Raw genomic sequence first — 21,146 nt, 5'->3', positions numbered from 1 at the left:
ACCTGTTGCTCCGGCTTGCTGTGTTTATGGGGGAGGGCATATGCGCCAAAACGGATCCAACTTAAACGGGCGTTCGGGTGCGCGTCCGACGGCGCGCCGCGACCTGGGGCAGCTGCCCAGCGGTCAGCGCCGTCGCCGCCGTAAGCCCGGCGCGATGTACCTCAACCATAGCCGCGGGTTTAGCGATCGCAGTGCGCGCATCGGCAACGGGCGCTCGCCGCGCCGACCGTCCCGTCTGCCCTATGCGCTCATCGCCGTGGGTTGTGCGCTCGTGCTGTTTATCGCTGCCGTCGTGGGCTACGTCAACCGCAGCGTGGACGTGGAACTCAACGGGCAAAAGACCGCGGTGCGCGTGGGCTCTACGCTGCAGAATCTCATCGACGACCAGGAGTTGACTGACACCTACGACGCAGGCGACCTGCTGGCCGTCGATGACAGCGTGCTCAAGCGCCATGGCGGCGAAAAGCTGTCGGTTAAGGTGGACGGCAAGCGCATAAAACAGGGCAAATGGGATAGCCGCGAACTTGAGGGTGGCGAGAAGGTGACGGTCAAGGATGGCCGTAACACCTACGAGAAGCATGAGGTTCAGGCTACGGTTATCGAGCCCAAGCTCAAGGTCGAGGGCACGGGTGCTATCGAGTATGTGCAGACGTGGGGCGTCCAGGGCCGCTCCGAAGTGTGGGTTGGTGAGCAGTCGGGCAAGACGCAGGACCGCGGCGAGGTTGTGCCCGCCACCGATTGCGTCGTTGCGTGCGCCAGCGTGGCGCCCAAGGGCAACGAAAAGTACGTGGCGCTGACGTTTGACGAGGGTCCGAGCGGTGCGACCAAGCAGATTTTGCAGGTGCTCAAGGAAAAGAGCGTCACCGCGACGTTCTTCCTTTCGGGCGATGCCGCGGAAGCCTCGCCCGCTACTGCCAAAGCGATTATCGATGCCGGGTGCGAGATCGGCTCCAACAGCTACAGCGATGATTCGCTCAAGGGCGAGGATCGCGAGACGGTGCGCAAGCAGATCACGAAGGGCACCGAGGCGATTAAGTCGGCGACCGGCGTCGAGACGATGCTTTTGCGTGCTCCCTACGCTGCCTTTGACGAGCAAAACTGGATTGATGCGATGGACCTGGTCTCCGCCGTGGTTTCGTGGAATATTGACTCGGGCGACTGGCTGCTCAACGGTGCCGACGAGCAGGTCTCAACGGTGCTCGATTCGGTGACGCCGGGCAATATCGTGCTGCTCACCGATAGAGACGAATGCGCCGAGCAGACGCTCGAGGCGCTGCCGCAGATCATCGACGGCCTTGTCGCCGACGGCTACAAGATCGTGACGCTCGGCGACCTGGTTAAGACGGACACGTCGCTGAGCAAAAAGCTCACCTCGCTGACGAAGGTCACCATGCCCAAGGACGCCGTGTTCCCCCAACTTGCCGAGGACGATGACACCACAGAGTAGTCATTGGGTAGTCGTTTAAGAACGTCCCCAATGGCTATGTCACGGATACGTCAGCGTTTGGTATGCCTGCAATGTGCAGCGCATAAATTCGATGCCGCAGGGCGATGCTGATGCTATAGTTACTGCGGTTAATGAGGGTCAAGAGAAAGGCTACAGGTGAAATCCAAACCTCGACCATACAGTCGATGATCCCATGCAGGTGCTTTTTGCGCATGCACGGGGTGTAAGCGTCGAGCGGCGTGCCGCCCGCGCATGCGTATACATATCCAGAAGCCCCCGGACGCCGCACGCGCGGCCGCGTCCGGAGGAATAATGATGGGGAGCACCATTGAATTATCTGAGTGAGATGCTCAAATTGCCGGTCTTGGACGTCGACGGCGAAAAGCTCGGCGTGGTCAACGATTTTGGCATTGCTACCGGCGAAGTTTTTCCGCACGTGACGTCGCTCGCGTTCCGCGGCCCCGGCAAGACGCCGTTTATGATCAGCTGGCGCAAATGGGTCGACCGTATCGACGAGACGGGTGTACACCTTAAGGCGTCGGCCACCGAAATCCGTTTTTCGTACCTGCAGCCGACCGAGCTGTTGCTGGCGCGCGACGTGCTCAACAAGCAGATCGTCGACACGCAGGGCATGAAGGTCGTGCGCGTCAACGACATCAAGTTTTCCATGTCGGGCGAAAACCAGCTGCGCCTGCTGGGTGCCGAGGTCGGCGCCCGCGGTCTGCTACGCGCCATCAGCCCCGCGCTCGAGCATATCGTCGAAGGCTTTATGAAGCACTTGGGCAAGCCGCTCAGCGAGGACATCATCGCTTGGTCCTACATGGACCTGCTCGACCGCTCGACTAAAAACATCCAACTCTCGGTGTCACACAAGACGCTCGGCGAGCTGCACCCTGCTGACATCGCCGACATTATCGAGCAGCTCGACCCGCGCCTACGTGCGCAGGTGTTTGCGCAGCTCGATACGGCACAGGCCGCCGAGGCCATCTCGGAGTTCGATGACGACGAGCTTATGACCGAGATGCTCGAGGGCCTGTCCGACACGGACGCATCGTCGATGCTGGCCATGATGGACCCGGACGATGCAGCCGACCTGATCGACGAGCTCGATTACGAGAAGGCCGAGAAGCTCCTGCGCCTGATGGGCGTCAAGGAGGAGAAGGCGATTCGTAACCTGCTGGGGTATGAGGACAACACCGCCGGCCGCATCATGACCTCGGAGTTTGTCTCCCTGCCCGCCACGGCAACGGTCGGTGACGCCATCGAGGCGATTCGCGAGCTCGACGAGGACTTCGAGAGCGTCTACTACGTCTATACCGAGGATCCGAGCGGCATGCTGACCGGTGTGCTTTCGCTGCGCACGCTGATCGTAGCCGATCGCGACGCCACGCTGGGTCAGCTGGCCTATCGCGACCTGGTCTACGTGTCGCCCGACGAGGACCAGGAAGACGTGACGGACGAGATGACCAAGTATGACCTGGTCGCCATCCCCGTCTGCGACGAGAACCGTCACATCCTGGGTATCGTAACCTTCGACGACGCCATGGACGTTATCGCCGAGGAGCATCAGGAGGACCTGCAGATCGCTGGTGTCGGCTCGGGTGACAGCGCGTCCGACGACTCGACGAACGTGCTCAGCTGGTTCGTGCATCGCCAGTACTGGGTTGTTGTATGGGGCATCGCGTCGTGCATCATGGCGACCGTGCTGGGAACGGCGCTCGGCTCCGCGCATCTGGTGGTGTTCCCCATGTGCGCCATGCCGCTCGTGCTGCTGGCGGCCTCGCGCATGGTGTCGTTCGTCAAGAACTACTTCCTGGAGTATGACGGTCACGACGACGAGCCCAAGCCGTATCTGGGGTTCTTCTTCCAGAGCACGGGCATGGGCCTGATCCTTTCGCTTGTTACTTACCTGTGCGCGCAGCTGGTGCGCACCGCCGCGTTCCCCGATGCCTCTATGTTTGAGGAGCAGCTCTTTACCGGGTGTTTTAATATCGCTGCCATCATTTGCCTGGTTGGCAACATGAGTGCCGTGATTTACCTGATGGTGCTGTTCTGGCGTGACGAGCATGACCTCAACACGTCGGGCACCGCCATGAACGTTATTGCCGTCATGATCTCGTGTGTGGCGTATTGCATCGCCGCGGTGCTGCTCGCCATGTCAGTCATGGGTTAGGTGGTCGCGTGCAAAATACCAAGCAAAAATCGGGCACCAAGCAAAAGCTGACCATCGCGGCCATCTTTGGCGCTATGGGTCCCGGTCTGCTGGCGGCGCTTTCGGGCAATGACGCCGGCGGCATTGCAACGTATTCCAGCGCGGGCGCCAGCTATGGCTACAAGATGCTCTGGATGCTTCCCGTCATGACTGTGCTGCTCATCGTGACGCAGGAGACCGCGGCGCGCTGCGGCTGCGTCACGGGTAAGGGCCTGGCATCGCTCATTCGCGAGCGTTTTGGCGTGCGCAAGAGTGTACTTGCTATGGCGGCGCTGTTGATCGCCAACACGGCTGTGACCATTTCGGAGTTTGCGGGCATCGCCAGCGGTCTTGCTCTCTTTGGCGTGCCGGCGAGCATCTCGGTGCCGTTGGTGGCGCTGCTGGTATGGATGCTTACCATGTCGGGTAGTTTCCAGCGCATCGAGAAGATTCTGCTGCTGGTGAGCTGCGTGTTCGTGACCTATATCGTCGCCGCGTTTATGGCTGGCCCCAACTGGGGTGAGGTCGCGGTCGACCTGGTCGTGCCTAACATTCAAAATGACCCCAGCTACGTGTCGCTCGTGGTCGCAACGATCGGTACCACCATCGCGCCGTGGATGATTTTCTTGGCGCAGAACAACGTGGTCGATAAGAACGCGGGCGAGGACGACATCGTGCTGCAGCGTATTGATACCGTGAGCGGCTCGATCGCTGCTGATATCATTGCGGGCTTTATTATCATCACGACCGGCACGGTGTTGTTCCCGGCGGGTATTCAGATTAGCGATGCTGCCGATGCTGCCCGCGCGCTGGAGCCCATCGCGGGCCAGTGGTCTACGGTGCTGTTTGCCTCGGGCTTGGTCGCGGCGAGCTTCTTGGCTGCCTGCGTGCTGCCGGGCGTTACGTCGAGCGCTATCTGCGAGGCATTTGGCTGGGAGCGCGGTGCCGACCGCAGCTGGGACGAGGCCCCGGTCTATCGCGGCATCATTACGGCCATCATCGGTATCTCTGCCGTGCTGGTGCTTATGCCCGGTGTCGATCTGTTCCAGATTATGATGACCTCGCAGGTCATCAATGGCGTGCTACTGCCCGTGGTTCTGGTGTTCCAAGTGGTTATCGCCGCCGACCGTCACATTATGGGCGCCAACCGCAACGGCCGCGTGTGGAACGTGCTCACTTGGGCGACTATCGCCGTGATTACGGTGCTGACGGTCGTCATGTTTGTGTTGCAAGCGATGGGCTACAGCGCTTAGCGCCTCTTTTGGACTCCAAACAGGCCGCTGCCATGGGTTGCGGCCTGTATTTTGCCTGTTATAGGGGGTTAGTAATATGTGAGTGGACAAAAAATGCCAAATATGAGTACTGTTGTCTGGCCGATAGCATTTACTACCAAGAAAATAATGAACATAGTTAAGAATCTGTTTATTAAAAGCGAGTCTCCAATTCCTAAGCCGGCCATTCTGGTCAACTGGAAGGCTCGCGCGCTACCGCATGAGCGCCATTTTGGGTGGTTTTGCCTGCTACTAAAACGGTAACAGTACTCATATTTGCCACTTTTTGTCCACGACCTCTTGGAGTCGGCTAGAAAAGAGTGATTTTGGGTTGTTTGCTGCGGGTGTGGGCTTGGAAACAACGCTCGGGGTGGCGAGGCGCCCAGAATTCGGTCGCAAGGAGGGCGTTCCTCGGCTGTGCCAGGAGTGCCTCCGGGTACCGGTACAAAAGGAGAGTCCCTAACTGCCGCCGGGGGCGTCGGCCGTGGCCGACGCCCCCGGCGGGTGTAAGCAGATTTGGCTGTGTGCTACTTGTCGGTGCCCAGCTTGTGTGGCTTGTAGGCGAGGGCATTGACGAGTGCGTCGGCGGCGGACTTGACGGCTGCCGGCTGCGGATCGTTGACGTGGTCCTCGGGGTGCACGGGCAGGTCTTTCTTGACCGCATCGTGAATCAAGTTGAGGTACTCAGTCACGCCAGTGGTCGACAGGTGCGTGCCATCGCCATCGAACAGGTCGTTGCGATTGGCACTGTATCCGTACCAGTCGATAACGCGCACGTTCTTGTAGCGCGTAGCGGCGTTGGCGATGGCCTGGTTGGTAGAGCCGACCCACGGCTGCGGGCTGCGCGTGTTCACAAACACCACAATACGCTTGTCTCCTGCATCGGTCATGATGGCGTCGATCTGGTCGTCGGTTACCAAGCCGTTGGTGCCCAGTGCAAAGACCACGATCTTGCCGGCAAGGTTCTGTTGGAGATAGCCCTCAAATGTCGCGCGGCCCGCATCAAACTGGCGGCCCTTTTCGGCATCGATATGGCTGTGCGGGAACACGCCGTCAAAGGAATCAACGGCGCGCAGCGACACGGAGTCACCGATCATCAGCAGGTCGTAGGATCCGTCGGGGAAGCCGTCGTTGTCCTTGTCGGTGTCGTCGGCTGCCTGTTGGTCCGTTGGCGCGGTGTTCTTGGCTTCCTTGTTGAGGACTTCGGCGCCCTCACCGCTCAGTGCGGAAGTCTCCGGCACAAAGATCAGGCCGCCCAGCGCGATAACAAGCACGATGCCGCAAGTGGCGCACGCGGGAATATGCGCGCGCACCCAGTTGGCGGGCGTGGTGGTGCCATCGCGGAATTCGGATACGGTGCGCCCAAAGGCGCCCTTTCTAAACGGCGTCTCGATAAAGCGATATGAGCATTCGGCTACGGCGACCACCAACAACACCTGCAAAATGTACTGCCACCACGGCGTATCGTTGATGTTGGCGACCGGGTTCATGAGCAACAGTAGCGGATAGTGCCACAGGTAGATGCTGTACGAGCGCTTGCCAACCCACACGAGCGGCTCGGCGGACAGTGCGCGGGCAACCATTCCCTGGGGTTGCACGCAGGCCGCGATGACCATGAGCGTGAGGATGGAGCATAACAGCGTGCCGCCGCGATACTGGAACGCGGTGTAGCCGTTGGTGAGCGCGACCATGGCGGCAAGGCCAACCAGACCCACGACGCCCAACATATCGATGGATGCGGGCGAGGACCAAAAGCGCACGAGGGCGCTCGGCTGTGCCGGGACGGTTTCGGCTGCGTTGTCGGCCTTCTCGCCAAGCTTGCCCTCGGCGTTCTTGCCGTGCTTGGCGGCGCCAGCCAGGCGATTGAGCCCCAAACGATGAGCGAGACGCACCGGCGCCAGGTCGCAATCGGGGATAAAGGCCATCCAGGCGCCCAGCAGCAGCGAGAACACGCGGGTGTCGGTGCCGTAGTACACGCGGCTGGGGTCGGCGGCGGGGTTATAGAGCACCATCATGGCGATGGCGGAGACGGCAGCCAGGCCCAGAACCACGCGGCGCGTGTTGGGCTTGCTCATGTGCATGGATACCATAGCGAGCAGCAGCGGGGGCCAAACCAGGTAGAACTGTTCCTCGATGGCGAGCGACCAAAAGTGCGTAAGCGGCGAGGGGTCGCCCAGGGCATTGAAGTACGAGACGTTTTGGGCAATCTGCCAACAGTTGTTGAAGAACAGCAGCGACGGCAGGATGTCGGGGCGCATCTTGGTGAGCATCACGTGGTTAAAGATGGTGCACAGCGCGCAGGTCACGAACACTACCGTTACCACGGCGGGGACCAGGCGACGGATGCGGCGAATCCAGAAGCTCTTAAGGTCGATGCGGCCGGTCTTGGCGACTTCGTTGAGCAGCAGGCGCGTGATCAGATAGCCCGAAAGCACAAAGAAGATCGTGACGCCAAGCAGGCCGCCCTGAGCCCACGTGAGGTTGAGGTGATAGAGCACCACCGCGACGACGGCAAGCGTGCGCAGGCCGTCGAGCGCAGGGATGTAGCGGGACTTGGGGCGAGCAGGCGTCTGCTCCGCGGCGGGAGTGTTGGCGCGGCCCGCGTTGTTGGCAGAAGCGCGATGGGGGCTTGCGGTGCGTCGCGGCTCGTTGGCACGGCGCTCGCCCTTCACGCGTTCGTGCGGCGCCGGCTCGTTGCCCGTGCGGCGTCGACCGCGCGAGCCCGATTGCGAGAATCGTTCCATAAAACATCATCCAATGACGAGAATAATCAGCACGTATTCATTGTAGCTGCCTGCCCCTGTGAATGCTTGCTGCTGGCGCAAGCTCAAGCGCGCGTCCACATCAAAGTGGACTAAAGTTATAGGGGGTGCGAGAGTGCACAATCGTTGGTCGACGGTGGGCGCAAAGCCTGAAGACGAGGAGGTTTCCATGGCGGATCACAGCATCGTTGCGGTGTTCGGCAGCATGAACATGGACCTTTCGGTGGCGTGCGAGCGCATGCCGCGTGCGGGCGAGACAGTCGGTGGCAGCGGTTTTATCACCAACGCTGGTGGCAAGGGCGCTAACCAGGCCGTCGCTGCTGCGCGCATGGGTGCGCGCACGTGCATGATCGGCGCTGTTGGGCGCGATACCTTTGGCGATGCGCTCGTGGCAGGGCTCCAGGATGCCGGCGTGGGCGTTGAGTTCGTGGCGCGTCGCGATGACGTGGAGACCGGTACCGCGACTATCATTCGCTGCGAGAGCGACAACCGCATCGTGCTGTCGCCGGGCGCCAACCATGCGCTTGCGGGCGAGGACGTTGCCCGCGCACTGAGGAGCTTGGTGGCCGACGAGCTCGACGGCGATGCCAGCGAGATTGCCCCGGCTGCCGGAAGCGTCTTTATCGCCCAGGGCGAATGCGATCTGATGGCAACGGCCGCGGCGCTCTCTTGCGCTCACGAGCTGGGGTTCTATACGATCTTTAACCCGGCGCCCGCCTGCGATCTGCCGGCAGGAGCGTGGCCAGCGGTCGACCTGGTCTGCCCCAACGAGACCGAGTGCCAGGTGCTGACGGGCATTCTGCCCACGGATGATGCGAGTTGCGTCGCCGCGCTCAATGCGCTGCTCGACAAGGGCGCCGGGGCTGCGGTCATCACGTTGGGCGGCGCCGGCTCGGTTACGCTCGGCGATGGCGGTGAGCCGCTGCGCATGCCGGCGCTTTCGAGCGCGGTGGTCGATACGACGGCCGCGGGCGATACGTTTATCGGCGCGTTGGCGGCGGCTCGTCTGGAGGGCCTGCCGCTCTTTGAGTGCATGGCGGCGGGCGCTCGCGCCTCGGCGGTGACGGTGTCGCGCCTGGGCGCTCAGCAATCAATTCCCACGCGTGCGGAAGTCGAGCACAATTTTGGTTTAGACGGTTTGGATGTAGACGGAGAAGCGGAGTAGAACAATGGCAACCAAGAAGCTGATCCTTGATCTGGATATGGGTGTGGATGATGCGATGGCGCTCGCCTATGCCATCGCGAGCCCCGAGGTGGAGCTCGTCGGCATCACCACGTGCTTTGGCAACGTGCGCGTCGAGCAGTCGGCGCACAACTGCTTGGCGGTGCTCGACCTGTTGGGTCGCCCCGAGGTTCCGGTATACCTGGGCGCCGATCGTCCCATGAAGGCGACCGAACCCTACACGCCGCCGGCGTCCACCACGCTTATCCACGGCAAGAACGGCATCGGCGGCGCAAGCGTGCCCGCCTCGCCGTACGAGCCGGTGGGCGCGACGTTGGCCGATGGCAATGCAGCGGTCGATTACCTGATTGATGCCGCGCGCACCTATGGCCCCGATCTGATCTACGTGGCGACCGGCCCGCTCTCCAACCTGGCGCTTGCCTTGGAGCGCGATGCGGCGGCGATGATGTCTATCGGTCGCGTGGTCGTGATGGGCGGTGCGCTTACTGTGCCCGGAAACGTGAGCGCGGGCGCCGAGGCCAACATGGCAAGTGATCCTGAGGCGGCCGATGCCGTGCTGCGTTCGGGCCGCAAGCTCACCATGGTGGGCTTGGATGTGACGCACCGCGTGGTGCTCACGCGTCGCGACGTTGCCGGCTGGACGGGCTCGGGCACCATGGCCGGTTGCGCGTTTGCGAGCATGGTCGAGCACTACATTGGCTCGTACGAGATGAACGCCCCCTACCTGGGTGGCTGCGCGCTGCACGATCCGCTTGCCGTCGCCGTGGCGATTGACCCCACGCTCGTGGGCGCGCTCGGCTGCAACTTGCGCGTCGACCTGCTAGGCGAGTACCGAGGCCGCACCATTTGCGACGAGCACCGCCTGTCCGATCCGGATAAGAGCGCGCTCGTGGCGCTCACCGTGGACGCCCCGCGTTTCCTCGCGGAGTTTAAGGCACGCATGGCCCGCATCCTTGGCTAAACGGTTTCTGCGCCCCGTTCCAGATTAGCTACCGAGTAAATACGCCCGTTGGGGGAATAGTCGCGTCGCTTCGCTTGACAACAGGCTAAACTAGCTATTAAACATTTACTATTCTGTTTAGATTGAATTTGCGGTCGTTTAGTTGTCGAGTCACGGGGCGGTCAGGCCACGATGCTCGACCGCGACCGTTACTAGGGGGAACAATGGCCAAAGCAAGTGTCCGCGAAATCAGCCGCATCACCGGTTTTTCGCCTGCGACCGTGTCCAACGCGCTCAACCGCAAGCGCAGCGTGAGCGAGGAAACCGCCAAGGTCATCCTGGAGTGCGCGCAGTCGCTCGGCTATCAGCAGTCGACGCAGCTCGAGAGCATCCAGTTTGTGCTCGCGCGCAAGACGGGCGCCATCCTGGACGAGAGCACCTTTCATCCCGCGGTCATCGAGGGCGTGGAGCGCCAGGCGCGTCGCCACGGCATGAGCACGAGCTTTGTCTCGCTCGACTTTAGCGATCTTGACGCCGTACGTCCGCAGGTCGAGGGCCTGATCGCCGACCCGTCCGCCGCCATCGTGCTGATGGGCACCGAGCTGGGCGAGGAGGACTACGCCCTGTTCGCTAACGCTGCCGCCCACCTGATTGTGCTCGATGGCTGGAGCGACCGCCAATACTTTGATGCCGTGGTCATTGCCAACACCGATTCGGTGCTGCGCGCCGTGGACTACCTTATCGAGAAGGGTCACAGGCAAATCGGCTATCTGGCTGGCGACCTTCGCATCCGCAACTTTAAGGACCGCGAGCGCGGCTATCGCCAGGCGCTTGAGGATGCGGACCTCGAGGCAAACCCGGCATGGCGCGTTACGCTGGGCACCACGCTCGAAGGTGCCTATCGCGATATGGGTGCATGGCTCGACAGCGTCTCACGCGACGACCTGCCGACGGCTTTCTTTGCCGAAAACGACGTGCTCGCCGTGGGTGCCATGCGCGCGCTCAACGAGCACGGCATTCGCGTGCCCGAGGATGTCTCGATCATCGGCTTTGACGACCTGTCGCTGGGCGCTTTTTCCAACCCGCCGCTCACCACGGTGCATGTTCCCAAGCACGAGGTGGGTGAGATCGCGGTGCGCCGCCTGGTGGGCAACATCCGCAACCCCAAGAGCTACACCTGCAAGACCGCCGTGTCGACCTATTTTGTCGAGCGCCAGAGCGTGCGCGAAATCTAGGCGAAGGCGGCATCGTCTGCGGCGTGCCAAAGCACGCTAGGGCAGTAAACATAGCGTCATTCAGAAGAGGATCCTTCGGGGTCCTCTTTTTGTTTCCCTTGTATGTTCAGTTCGTTTACATACCGTTTAGGCTGATTTCTCTACCGCCTACGGGTATTTCGCGCTAAACTTCTAAACAGAAGAGTAAAACATTTAGTAAACAGAACAAAACGAAACATGCGTCTGTTTACTGAACATGTGACTAGGGGAGGACGTACATGGATAAGATCAAGCTTGGCTTTGTGCCCACGCGCCGCAGTATCTTTAGCGCGCCGGACGCGATCAAGTATCGCGGCCTTACGGCTGATCGCCTGCGCGAGATCGGCGTCGAGATCGTGGATATCGACGACATCAACGACGAGGGCCTGCTGTTCGACGACAGCCATATCGCGCCTATCGTCGAGAAGTTCCGCGCCGAGGGCGTCGACGGCATCATGCTGTGCCACGCCAACTTTGGTACTGAGTACGTTTGTGCCCGCCTTGCCCGCGAGCTCGGCCTGCCCGTGCTGCTGTGGGGTCCGCGCGACGAGCGCCCCGAGCCCGACGGCACCCGTCTGCGCGATAGCCAGTGCGGCCTGTTCGCCACCGGCAAGGTCCTGCGTCGCTTCCAGGTTCCCTTCACCTACATGACCAACTGCCGTCTGACCGATCCCGAGTTCGAGCGCGGCGTCTGGGACTTTTTGGCCGTGTGCAACGTGGTCAAGACTTTCAAGCACACCCGCATCCTGCAGATGGCCACCCGTCCGTTCGACTTCTGGTCCACCATGTGCAACGAGGGCGAGCTGCTCGAGAAGTTCAACATTCAGCTTTCGCCCATCCCCATGACCGAGCTTGTCCAGGCCGTGCGCGACGCCCAGGCCGACGAGCAGGCCATGGCAGCCATGCTCGCCCACATTGCCGACAGCTTTGAGATCTGCATCCCCGAGGATAAGGTCCCCGCGGTCGCCGGTCTTGCCATCGCCATGAAGCGCCTGGTAAAGAAGTACGGCTGCAACGCCGGCGCCATTCAGTGCTGGAACGCCCTGCAGGACGAGTTGGGCATTATGCCCTGCGCCGCCAATGCCATCCTCAACGAGATGGGTATCCCCATCGTATGCGAGACCGACATCCATGGTGCCATCACCGCGCTGATGGTCGAGGCCGCCGACCTGGGCCGTCACCGCGGCATGTTCGCCGACTGGACCGTGCGCCATCCCGATAACGAGAACGGCGAGCTGCTGCAGCACTGCGGCCCCTGGCCCTGCAGCTGCGCGGCCGTCAAGCCCAAGCTCACCTACCCGCTGGCCTTCGATCACCCCGGCGCGCTGACGGCTGAGGCCAAGCACGGCGACCTCACCCTTGCCCGCTTTGACGGCGACAACGGCGAGTACTCGCTGCTGCTGGGCAATGCCCGCGGCATCGACGGCCCGGCCGGCATGGGCACCTACCTGTGGGTCGAGGTCGACAACCTCAAGCGCCTCGAGGCCAAGATCGTCGAGGGTCCCTACATCCACCACTGCGTCGCCATTCACGCCAACGTGGTGCCGGTGCTCTACGAGGCGTGCAAGTACATCGGCATTGCCCCCGACTTATACGACCCGATTGAAGAAGACGTCAAAGCTTACCTGCGAGGAGAGTAGAAATGGCAACTATCGAAGAGCTTGAATCCCTGCGTTGGGACCTTCGCCGCGATTGCGTCGATATCATCATGGCTGGCGCCGGCGGGCACATCGGCGGCGACATGTCGGTCATCGATGCGCTGATGACCCTCTACGCCAACCACCTCAACATTTCGCCCGAGACCGTCGACGATCCCAACCGCGATCGCTTCGTGCTCTCCAAGGGCCACGCCATGGAGGCCTACTACGCGGTGCTCTGCCACGAGGGCTATCTGGACCTCGACGACGTCAAGACCCGCTTCTCTAAGTTCGGCAGCCCCTACATCGGCCACCCCAACAACAAGCTCAAGGGCATCGAGATGAACTCGGGCTCGCTGGGTCACGGCCTGCCCGTGGCCGTCGGGATGGCGCTTGCCGGCAAGATGGATGGCCGCGACTACCGCGTCTACACCATCATGGGCGACGGCGAACTTGCCGAGGGCTCGGTCTGGGAGGGCGCCATGAGCGGCGGCAACTACCAGCTCGATAACCTGTGCGCGCTCGTGGACCGCAACCGTCTGCAGATCAGCGGCAGCACCGAGGACGTCATGAAGCAGGACTCGCAGGAGGAGCGCTGGGCCGCCTTCGGTTGGAACGTGCTGTCCATTCCGGGCAACGACGTCCAGGCCATCGACGCCGCGCTGACGCTGGCCGCCGAGACCAGGGGTAAGCCCACGGTCATCATCCTCAACACGGTGAAGGGCTACGGCTCGCCGGTTATGGAGGACAAGGCCGCCTGGCATCATCACCTGCCCAACGATGAGGAATATGCCCAGATCATCGCCGATTTCGCTGCCCATAAGGAGGCTATCAATGGCTAACAAGATCGCCAACCGCAAGGCTATCTGCGACACGCTGCTCGAGGCCGCCGCAACTGACAAGGACATCGTCGTTCTGTGTTCCGACTCCCGCGGCTCTGCATCGCTCACGCCGTTCTTTGACCAGTATCCCCAGCAGTCCATTGAGGTCGGCATCGCCGAGCAGGACCTGGTGAGCATCGCCGCCGGTATGGCCTCGTGCGGCAAGAAGGCCTGGGCCGCCTCGCCGGCGTCCTTTGTGACCACGCGCTCGTATGAGCAGTGCAAGGTCGACGTTTCGTACTCCAACACCAACGTCAAGCTCATCGGCATCTCGGGCGGCGTGTCCTATGGTGCCCTGGGCATGAGCCACCACTCTGCGCAGGATATCGCCGCTATGAGCGCGATTCCCAACATGCGCGTGTATCTGCCGAGCGACCGCTTCCAGACCGCCGAGCTTGTGCGCGCCCTGGTAGCCGACAACAAGCCGGCCTACATCCGCGTGGGGCGCAACCCGGTCGAGGACGTGTACGCCGAGGGCGAGTGCCCGTTCCAGATGGATCGCGCCACCTGGGTGCGTCGCGGTACCGATGTGACGCTTGTCGCCACCGGTGAGATGGTCCGCCATGCCGTGGACGCCGCCGATTTGCTGGCCGAGCAGGGCATCTCGGCTACGGTACTCGACATGTATTGCGTCAAGCCGCTCGATGCCGAGGCCGTGATCGAGGCCGCCGGCGCCACGCGCGCCGTCGTGACGGTCGAGGAGCACAGCCCCTTCGGCGGCCTGGGTTCCATGGTCGCGCAGGTCGTGGGTGAGCACTGCCCGCGTCCGGTCAAGTGCCTGAGTCTGCCCGATGCGCCGGTCATCACCGGTACGAGCCCCGAGGTCTTCGCGCACTACGGCCTGACGGGTGCCGGAATCGCCAAGACGGTCGCCGAGTTCCTGCCCGCAGAGTAATTGGTGCATCGGGGACAGGTTTGCGCCAATCCTTTTTGGTTGAATTTTGAGCAGGCCGGCTGCGCTCTCATGAGCCGGTCGGCCACTCGCTCCTTGTCCGTCGGGTTTTAGTTTTGAATCGACGGGGGAGACAGGAGAGTACATGAGCAAATACATCATCGGAATCGATCAATCCACGCAGGGCACCAAGGCGCTGCTGGTGGACGAGGGCGGCCATTTGATTCATCGTGCCGATCGCCCGCATCGCCAGATTGTCAACGAGGCCGGCTGGGTGAGCCATGATCCAGCCGAGATCGCCGCCAACGTGCTGGCCGTGGCGCGCGCCGTGGTGGAGGAGACCGGGGTCGATCCGGCCGACGTCGCCGGCATCGGCATCTCCAACCAGCGCGAGACTACCGTTGCCTGGAACCGCACGACGGGCGAGCCGCTGTGCGACGCCGTGGTGTGGCAGTGCGCCCGCGCCCGCGAGCTGTGCGACGAGCTGGCCGCGCGCGAGGGCGTGGCCAAGCTGGTGCGCGACACGACGGGTCTAGTGCTCTCGCCCTACTACCCGGCGGGCAAGATGGCCTGGATCCTCGCGAACGTTCCCGCGGCTGCCGAGGCCGCTGCGGCGGGCGAGCTGTGCCTGGGCACCATCGATGCCTGGGTGGTCTGGACGCTCACGGGCGGCGTGGAGTTTCGCTGCGACTGGTCCAATGCCAGCCGCACGCAGCTCTTTGACCTGCGCCGTGGCTGCTGGAGCGAGCCGGTGTGCGAGGCCTTTGGTGTCAATCCGGCGTGCCTGCCGCAGGTGACCGATTCCGATGGCCTGTTCGGCATGACGAACCTGGGCGGCTTTTTGCCGGCGCCCGTGCCCATTCACGGCGTGCTCGGCGACAGCCATGCCGCCTTGTTTGCTCAGGGCTGCCATAGCCGCGGCATGGCCAAGGCGACCTATGGCACCGGCAGCTCGGTCATGATGAACGTCGGCGACGAGTTCGTCGCCAGCTCGCACGGGCTTTCGAGCTCGCTCGCATGGCGCATGGACGGCGTGACCGAGTACGTGCTCGAGGGCAACGTGAGCTACGCCGGCGCCGTCAAGACGTGGCTGCGCGACGATCTGGAGCTCATCAATAACCCCGAGGAAGTTACCGACCTGTGCTACGCCGCCAATCCGGCGAGCCGCGTCTACTTTGTGCCGGCGTTTACCGGTCTGGGCGCGCCGCACTGGGCGAGTGACGCCGAGGGCTGCGTCTTTGGCATGACGCGCACCACGGGTCGCGCGGAGTTCGTGAAGGCCGCCGACGAGTCGATCGCCTATCAGATCTTCGACGTGATCGATGCGATGGTCGAGGATTCGGGCGCGGCGCTGGCCGAGCTTCGTGTTGACGGCGGCCCCACGCGCGACGCGTACCTGATGCAGTTTGAGAGCGACTTGGTTGGCTCGCCCATCCGCATCGCGAGCAACGACGAGATGAGCGGTCTGGGTGCGGCCTGGGCCTGCGGCATTGCGCTGGGCATGTACACGCGCGACGTCGTTGACGTCTACGGCGCTCGCGGCATCGTGGAGCCTGCCATGTCCGCCAACGAACGAGCCAAAAAGATCGCCGGCTGGCGCCATGCCGTGAAATCTACAATCGCGTACACCGCCTAGCATGATTATTCTGGGACGGGGATAAAAAACTCATTGTTCCCCGTCCCGGGTAGCTCATTTGGGACGGGGCTTTTTTGACTGGTATGATTGGTGCGACCATTCCAACTAGCTAAAAGAGCCCCGTCCTAAATTGACTACCGAGAGGATCTGCCATGGAGCGCATCGCGAGTTTTTCCGTTGACCATCTGCTGCTTGAGCCTGGCGTGTACGTGAGCCGCATCGACCGCGATCCGGCGACCGGTGCCGCCGTCACCACGTTTGACCTGCGCCTGACCACGCCCAACAAGGAGCCGGTCATGAACACGGCCGAGTGCCACACCATCGAGCACCTGGGCGCGACGTTCCTTCGCAATCATGCCGAGTGGTCGAGCCGCATTGTCTACTTTGGCCCCATGGGCTGCCGCACGGGCTTTTACCTCGTCGTTTTTGGTGAGCTGACGAGCGAGGAGATCTTGCCGCTCGTGCGCGAGCTGTTCGAGTTTGTCGCGGGCTTTGAGGGCGATGTTCCCGGTGCCGCTCCCGAGGAGTGCGGTAACTACCTGGACCAGAACCTCCCCATGGCAAACTGGCTCGCGCGTCGCTATCTCGACCGCGATCTGGCCAATATCGACGAGAAGCACCTGCACTATCAGCAGGCGTAAGGGCTTTATCGTCCAAAACGCGCGCATTGGGCGCCTTCGCTTATGCGGGGCGCCTTTTTGTTGAGTGGTCGGGATGAGCGTTCAAAATCGCTCATGTTTGTTCTAGAATGTTCGTACTATCACATAAACGAACAGGAGTGAACATGCATATCTACTCTGTCAACGATCCCGAGTTCAAATCCTATGGCAACGTTTGGGATAACGTTCCGTCCGAGCTCACGTCGCCCGTGCTCGAGGCGCTCTCTGCCACGCCCATTCCCGAGGGCAGCAAGTACGTAGCAAGTGCGCCGGAGCTCGAGGGCGTCAAGGATGCCGATAAGCTGGGCTTTCTCATGTACGGCGGCCGTCCCTTCCAGCTGGGCTGGTGCAACGGCCACAACACGCGCCTCAACTGCCTGGAGTATCACCGCGCCAGCGAGTTTAACCTGGGCGCCCGCGACTTTATCCTGCTCGTGGCGCATCGCTGGGAGATCGAGGATGGCAAGCTCGACACCGCGTGCGTCAAGGCGTTCCGCGTGCCGGCGGGTACGGTCGTCGAAGTCTTCAACACCACACTTCACTACACGCCCTGCATGGTCGACGACGGCGGCTTCCAAGTGATGGTTGCGCTGCCCGCCGGCACCAATGGTCCGCGCCCCGAGGCCGCAGCCAACATGCCCGCGGTCGGCGACAACTACTGCTACTGGAAGGCTGACAAATGGGTTCTCTGCCACGCCGACAGCCCCAAGGCAGCCGAGGGCGGCTACGTGGGCCTCATCGGCAAGAACCTCGACATCACCTGCGACTAGGGGGCTTCCTGTTTGTCTCGATCTGTAACATCTGACGGGCCAAATCGTCTCTTCCTGTTACAGATTGAGATAAACCGCAGAGGGTGCCCGAAAGATCTCGATCTGTAACACCAGGCCCGGTTTTGGCGGTCTACCTGTTACAGATCGAGACAAACCTGCCCAAACCACCACAAAGGTGCCTGTCCCCTTTGTGGTGGTTGGCGGTTTGGGCGGGCAGGTATCAAAAAGTGTCATACGGGGGCGGCTGCGGGGCGCCTGTGCGCGAAAAGAAGTGTCGGCCTGCGCCGTTGCCGTTGAGCGAGGCCCTATTTGCGGGGATACTGAAGCCACGACAAACAGCGTGTGAAAGGATCGATGTATGGCTTTCCGTAAAGACTTCCTGTGGGGCGGCGCGACGGCTGCCAACCAGTGCGAGGGCGCCTACGACGTGGACGGCCGCGGCCTGGCCAACGTGGATGTGGCCCCGCACGGCCCCGAGCGTTTCGCGGTGGTCTCCGGCCAGCGCAAGATGCTCGACTTTGAGGACGGCTATTACTATCCCGCGCAGACCGGCATCGATTTCTATCACCACTACAAGGAGGACATCGCCCTCTTTGCCGAGATGGGCTTTAAGACCTTCCGCATGAGCCTGGCGTGGACCCGCATCTTCCCCAACGGTGACGAGACCGAGCCCAACGAGGCCGGTCTGGCTTTCTACGAGGACGTGTTCCGCGAGTGTCAAGCGCACGGCATCGAGCCGCTCGTGACCATCACGCACTTCGACTGCCCGATCCACCTTATCAAGGAGTACGGCGGCTGGCGCAACCGCAATCTCATCGACTTCTACAAGAACCTCGCAACCACGATCTTCACCCGCTACAAGGGCCTGGTGAAGTACTGGCTTACCTTCAACGAGATCAATATGATCCTGCACCTGCCGTTTATGGGTGCCGGTCTGGTCTTTGAGGAGGGCGAGAACAAGGAGGCTGTCGAGTACCTGGCCGCCCACAACGAGCTCGTCGCCAGCGCCTGGGCAACCAAGATTGCCCACGAGATCGACCCCGAGGTCAAGATCGGTTGCATGCTTGCCGCAGGTAGCTACTACCCCTACAGCTGCCGTCCGGGCGATGTGCGCCAGGCGCAGATTGACAACCAGAGCAACTATTTCTTCGTCGACGTTCAGAGCCGCGGCTACTATCCGGCCTATGCCGTCAAGAAGCTCGAGCGTCTGGGCATTGACGTCGGTATGACCGACGAGGACCGCGAGATCCTGGCCGCCAACACCGTCGACTTCATCAGCTTTAGCTACTATAGCACCCGCTGCTCTGCCGGTGCCGACAACCCCGATGTCGAGCGCACCCAGGGTAACGCCTTCGCCGGCGCCAAGAACCCCTACCTGCAGCAGAGCCAGTGGGGCTGGGCCATCGATCCGCTGGGCTTTCGCATCACCCTCAACGACCTGTACGATCGTTATCAGAAGCCGCTGTTTGTGGTCGAGAACGGCCTGGGCGCCAAGGATGTTGTCGAGGAGGACGGCTCCATCAACGACGACTACCGTATCGACTACCTGCGCCAGCATATCGTCGCGATGCGCGATGCGGTGACCGAGGACGGCGTTGACCTGCTGGGCTACACCACCTGGGGCCCGATCGACCTGGTGAGCGCCGGCACGGGCGAGATGTCCAAGCGCTACGGCTTTATCTATGTCGACCGCGATGATGCGGGCAACGGCACCCTCAAGCGTTCCAAGAAGAAGAGCTTCGACTGGTACAAGAAGGTTATCGCCACCAACGGCGAAGATTTGTCCTAAGGGCACTGAGGCGCTCAACCTTGGGACTCCAACCCTCCTCGCGTACCTAAAGTACGCTTCGTCGGGCTTGTCGCTCCCAATTTCGAGCACCTCAGGTCCTTAGGAGGCGGACCTGACCGCCGTGTTTCGGAAGTCCTGCTTTGTAACGTCCTAACCAAGACACCCGGCGAGCAGCTTATGCCCGCCGGGTGTCTTGTTAAAAGAAGTGAAAGAAAGCAAAAGAAGTTAAAACTTGCAATTGCACTACGGCGCGAGAACATCCAGCGGAACAACTTGGACGCCGCGGTCAGTGACATAGGCTTGTGAGCCAAATCCAATGATTGCGACTTTCGAAACTGGCGGGTTGTTTCCGGCAGCGACCATACGCTTCTCGACAGCAACGAGACTGTCAGACGCCTCTTCGATTTGAGCAGAGCTGAGTTTAACTTCGATCGGAATCCACGTTCCACCGGGAGCCGCAATGACTGCATCGACCTCTAGATCGCGAGAATCGTGATAGTGATAGAGACCCATTCCATTTGCTTGCGCATAAACCCACAAATCATGAAGGGCCAACGATTCGAAAAGCAGTCCAAGCGTCTTGAAGTCCAGCAGTAATGTCTCCGGAGTCGCCCCGAGCGCAGCGGCCGCTAGTGACGGGTCAGCGAGATGATGCTTCTTCGATTCTCTTAGGTGCACTGGAGATCTCATTGCAGGGTTCCATGCGGGAATATCGCGAACGAAATTAACCCGAGCGAGAAGAGATATGTATGATGACGCCGTTTGTCTCGACACCTCTCCACCAAGATCGGCTACGAGCGTTTTGAGTGTCGCCAAAGTGGATTCATTGCGCGCAAGCGATTCAATGACAGCTTTGACCTTTTCAGGGTCGCGGCGAGAGCCGTCGACACGGGACAAATCTTCTTCGGCAACTATGTCGATGTATCGTTTGGCCATCGCGGACGCAGCCCGCGCATCGTGTCCGACCGCCGCAGGCCATCCACCACGAACAACGCACTCGGCAATCGAGGCAGAATCCAGCGATCCAAAAGCGCCATTGAACCTTTTGCCAGAAATAATGCCCGATAGCTTAACTGCACCGCTGGATTTCCCAAGTTCGAAAAGCGTCATGGTACCCATGCGCAGTTTGGCGAACCTTCCAGCGCCACTGTGCATCGGACGTTTGTCGTCTCGCGGTGTTGCCGACCCCGTAAATATGAACTGGCCAGGCTCACCGCCACGGTTGTCACACTCAAACCGTGCCGCGTCCCAAAGTTTCGGAACCTCCTGCCACTCGTCAATTAGCCGTGGCACCTCGCCGGAAACGGCAAGCGCCGGGTCCGTCTCGGCACGCAAGCGATTCTCGAAGTTGCGGGACGGGTCCATGAGAAGGAGCCTGGACGCCGCACGGGTCTCGGCTGTGGTCGTCTTCCCGCACCATTTCGGTCCTTCGATGAGAACGGCACCGAATATGCCCAGCAGCTGGTCGAGCTCATTTTCGATAATTCTAGTGTAGTACTTCTTTGGCATAATTTTCACCATTGTTTACCAGTGCGCTTAACCGAATTTACAGTTATTATTTAACCAAACTTCAACTCTTTGATTAACCATATTTACGCATTTCAATTAACGAAACATATTAAACATCTACTGTCTGAGTTGGCACTTGGGGACGTTCTTAAACGACTGGTTGCAGGTATTTTTCTCCTCTGGGAGCAGTTCAGCGCAAGAGGCGCCGCCTGGATATTCCGACGGCGCCCCATTTTGCACTTGGACGTTCTTGTTTGACTAGTCATTTAAGAACGTCCAATGAGTGCCCGCAGAATGAGAGTGGATAATCTCCCGTTTTTAGCCTG

Annotated in this window: 15 protein-coding genes; 13 read left to right on the top strand and 2 right to left on the bottom strand. The window is 61.2% G+C overall.

Annotated features, from left to right (window positions below; genetic code table 11):
• Window positions 1-40: 40 nt before the first annotated feature.
• The 3 genes from I2H81_RS05345 (at window position 41) to I2H81_RS05335 (ending at window position 4,891) form a co-directional block, all read left to right on the top strand.
• Complete coding sequence (locus I2H81_RS05345) at window positions 41-1,447, top strand: polysaccharide deacetylase family protein (RefSeq protein ID WP_229108088.1); 1,407 nt, start codon at window positions 41-43, stop codon at window positions 1,445-1,447.
• Between the two features lie 328 nt (window positions 1,448-1,775).
• Complete coding sequence (locus tag I2H81_RS05340) at window positions 1,776-3,620, top strand: magnesium transporter (protein ID WP_195644835.1); 1,845 nt, start codon at window positions 1,776-1,778, stop codon at window positions 3,618-3,620.
• A 74-nt stretch (window positions 3,621-3,694) separates the two neighbouring features.
• Complete coding sequence (locus tag I2H81_RS05335) at window positions 3,695-4,891, top strand: Nramp family divalent metal transporter (RefSeq protein WP_117640528.1); 1,197 nt, start codon at window positions 3,695-3,697, stop codon at window positions 4,889-4,891.
• Window positions 4,892-5,436: 545 nt separating this feature from the next.
• Here the strand turns inward: I2H81_RS05335 and I2H81_RS05330 are convergent.
• Window positions 5,437-7,653 carry an acyltransferase family protein gene (locus tag I2H81_RS05330; protein ID WP_195644834.1) on the bottom strand — a complete coding sequence of 739 codons (2,217 nt, stop codon included), beginning with the start codon at window positions 7,651-7,653 and terminating at the stop codon, window positions 5,437-5,439.
• 187 nt (window positions 7,654-7,840) lie between these two features.
• Between I2H81_RS05330 and I2H81_RS05325 the strand changes: the two genes are divergently transcribed.
• The 10 genes from I2H81_RS05325 (at window position 7,841) to I2H81_RS05280 (ending at window position 19,311) form a co-directional block, all read left to right on the top strand.
• The gene (locus I2H81_RS05325; RefSeq protein ID WP_195644833.1) at window positions 7,841-8,836 is read left to right on the top strand and encodes a ribokinase; all 996 of its coding nucleotides are present in this window, start codon (window positions 7,841-7,843) and stop codon (window positions 8,834-8,836) included.
• A gap of 4 nt (window positions 8,837-8,840) precedes the next feature.
• On the top strand, window positions 8,841-9,815 hold the full coding sequence (locus I2H81_RS05320) for a nucleoside hydrolase (RefSeq protein WP_195644832.1): 975 nt from the start codon (window positions 8,841-8,843) through the stop codon (window positions 9,813-9,815).
• 203 nt (window positions 9,816-10,018) lie between these two features.
• On the top strand, window positions 10,019-11,029 hold the full coding sequence (locus I2H81_RS05315; RefSeq protein ID WP_195644831.1) for a LacI family DNA-binding transcriptional regulator: 1,011 nt from the start codon (window positions 10,019-10,021) through the stop codon (window positions 11,027-11,029).
• Window positions 11,030-11,286: 257 nt separating this feature from the next.
• Window positions 11,287-12,687: an L-fucose/L-arabinose isomerase family protein gene (locus I2H81_RS05310; RefSeq protein ID WP_195644830.1), complete on the top strand. Its 1,401-nt coding sequence runs from the start codon at window positions 11,287-11,289 to the stop codon at window positions 12,685-12,687.
• A gap of 2 nt (window positions 12,688-12,689) precedes the next feature.
• Window positions 12,690-13,526, top strand: coding sequence for a transketolase (locus tag I2H81_RS05305; RefSeq protein WP_229108087.1), 837 nt, complete (start codon window positions 12,690-12,692; stop codon window positions 13,524-13,526).
• Entirely contained in the window at window positions 13,519-14,460 is a 942-nt protein-coding gene (locus I2H81_RS05300; protein ID WP_195644829.1) for a transketolase family protein, read from the top strand. Before I2H81_RS05305 ends, I2H81_RS05300 begins: the two co-directional genes overlap by 8 nt.
• Window positions 14,461-14,602: 142 nt before the next feature.
• Window positions 14,603-16,093, top strand: coding sequence for an FGGY family carbohydrate kinase (locus tag I2H81_RS05295; protein ID WP_195644828.1), 1,491 nt, complete (start codon window positions 14,603-14,605; stop codon window positions 16,091-16,093).
• A 152-nt stretch (window positions 16,094-16,245) separates the two neighbouring features.
• Window positions 16,246-16,734 carry an S-ribosylhomocysteine lyase gene (locus I2H81_RS05290; protein ID WP_117634557.1) on the top strand — a complete coding sequence of 163 codons (489 nt, stop codon included), beginning with the start codon at window positions 16,246-16,248 and terminating at the stop codon, window positions 16,732-16,734.
• A 143-nt stretch (window positions 16,735-16,877) separates the two neighbouring features.
• Window positions 16,878-17,522: a DUF4867 family protein gene (locus tag I2H81_RS05285; protein ID WP_195644827.1), complete on the top strand. Its 645-nt coding sequence runs from the start codon at window positions 16,878-16,880 to the stop codon at window positions 17,520-17,522.
• 358 nt (window positions 17,523-17,880) lie between these two features.
• Window positions 17,881-19,311 carry a 6-phospho-beta-glucosidase gene (locus I2H81_RS05280; protein ID WP_195644826.1) on the top strand — a complete coding sequence of 477 codons (1,431 nt, stop codon included), beginning with the start codon at window positions 17,881-17,883 and terminating at the stop codon, window positions 19,309-19,311.
• Between the two features lie 243 nt (window positions 19,312-19,554).
• On the opposite strand, the gene I2H81_RS05275 is transcribed toward I2H81_RS05280, so the two are convergent.
• Window positions 19,555-20,820: an ATP-binding protein gene (locus tag I2H81_RS05275; protein ID WP_195644825.1), complete on the bottom strand. Its 1,266-nt coding sequence runs from the start codon at window positions 20,818-20,820 to the stop codon at window positions 19,555-19,557.
• Between the last annotated feature and the right edge of the window lie 326 nt (window positions 20,821-21,146).

This window comes from Collinsella aerofaciens (assembly GCF_015561195.1).
GTDB lineage: Bacteria > Actinomycetota > Coriobacteriia > Coriobacteriales > Coriobacteriaceae > Collinsella > Collinsella aerofaciens_AC.
The sequence above is the reverse complement of the archived record's forward strand: the minus strand, read 5'-3'. Positions and strand labels throughout refer to the sequence as shown.

Bases quoted from the DNA above. Each gene is read 5' to 3' on its own strand.
- I2H81_RS05315 (WP_195644831.1), top strand. From the start codon at position 10,019: ATGGCCAAAGCAAGTGTCCGCGAAATCAGCCGCATCACCGGTTTTTCG.
- I2H81_RS05275 (WP_195644825.1), bottom strand. From the start codon at position 20,820: ATGCCAAAGAAGTACTACACTAGAATTATCGAAAATGAGCTCGACCAG.
- I2H81_RS05285 (WP_195644827.1), top strand. From the start codon at position 16,878: ATGCATATCTACTCTGTCAACGATCCCGAGTTCAAATCCTATGGCAAC.
- I2H81_RS05290 (WP_117634557.1), top strand. From the start codon at position 16,246: ATGGAGCGCATCGCGAGTTTTTCCGTTGACCATCTGCTGCTTGAGCCT.
- I2H81_RS05330 (WP_195644834.1), bottom strand. From the start codon at position 7,653: ATGGAACGATTCTCGCAATCGGGCTCGCGCGGTCGACGCCGCACGGGC.
- I2H81_RS05325 (WP_195644833.1), top strand. From the start codon at position 7,841: ATGGCGGATCACAGCATCGTTGCGGTGTTCGGCAGCATGAACATGGAC.
- I2H81_RS05335 (WP_117640528.1), top strand. From the start codon at position 3,695: ATGGGTCCCGGTCTGCTGGCGGCGCTTTCGGGCAATGACGCCGGCGGC.
- I2H81_RS05295 (WP_195644828.1), top strand. From the start codon at position 14,603: ATGAGCAAATACATCATCGGAATCGATCAATCCACGCAGGGCACCAAG.
- I2H81_RS05300 (WP_195644829.1), top strand. From the start codon at position 13,519: ATGGCTAACAAGATCGCCAACCGCAAGGCTATCTGCGACACGCTGCTC.
- I2H81_RS05280 (WP_195644826.1), top strand. From the start codon at position 17,881: ATGGCTTTCCGTAAAGACTTCCTGTGGGGCGGCGCGACGGCTGCCAAC.
- I2H81_RS05320 (WP_195644832.1), top strand. From the start codon at position 8,841: ATGGCAACCAAGAAGCTGATCCTTGATCTGGATATGGGTGTGGATGAT.
- I2H81_RS05310 (WP_195644830.1), top strand. From the start codon at position 11,287: ATGGATAAGATCAAGCTTGGCTTTGTGCCCACGCGCCGCAGTATCTTT.
- I2H81_RS05345 (WP_229108088.1), top strand. From the start codon at position 41: ATGCGCCAAAACGGATCCAACTTAAACGGGCGTTCGGGTGCGCGTCCG.
- I2H81_RS05305 (WP_229108087.1), top strand. From the start codon at position 12,690: ATGGCAACTATCGAAGAGCTTGAATCCCTGCGTTGGGACCTTCGCCGC.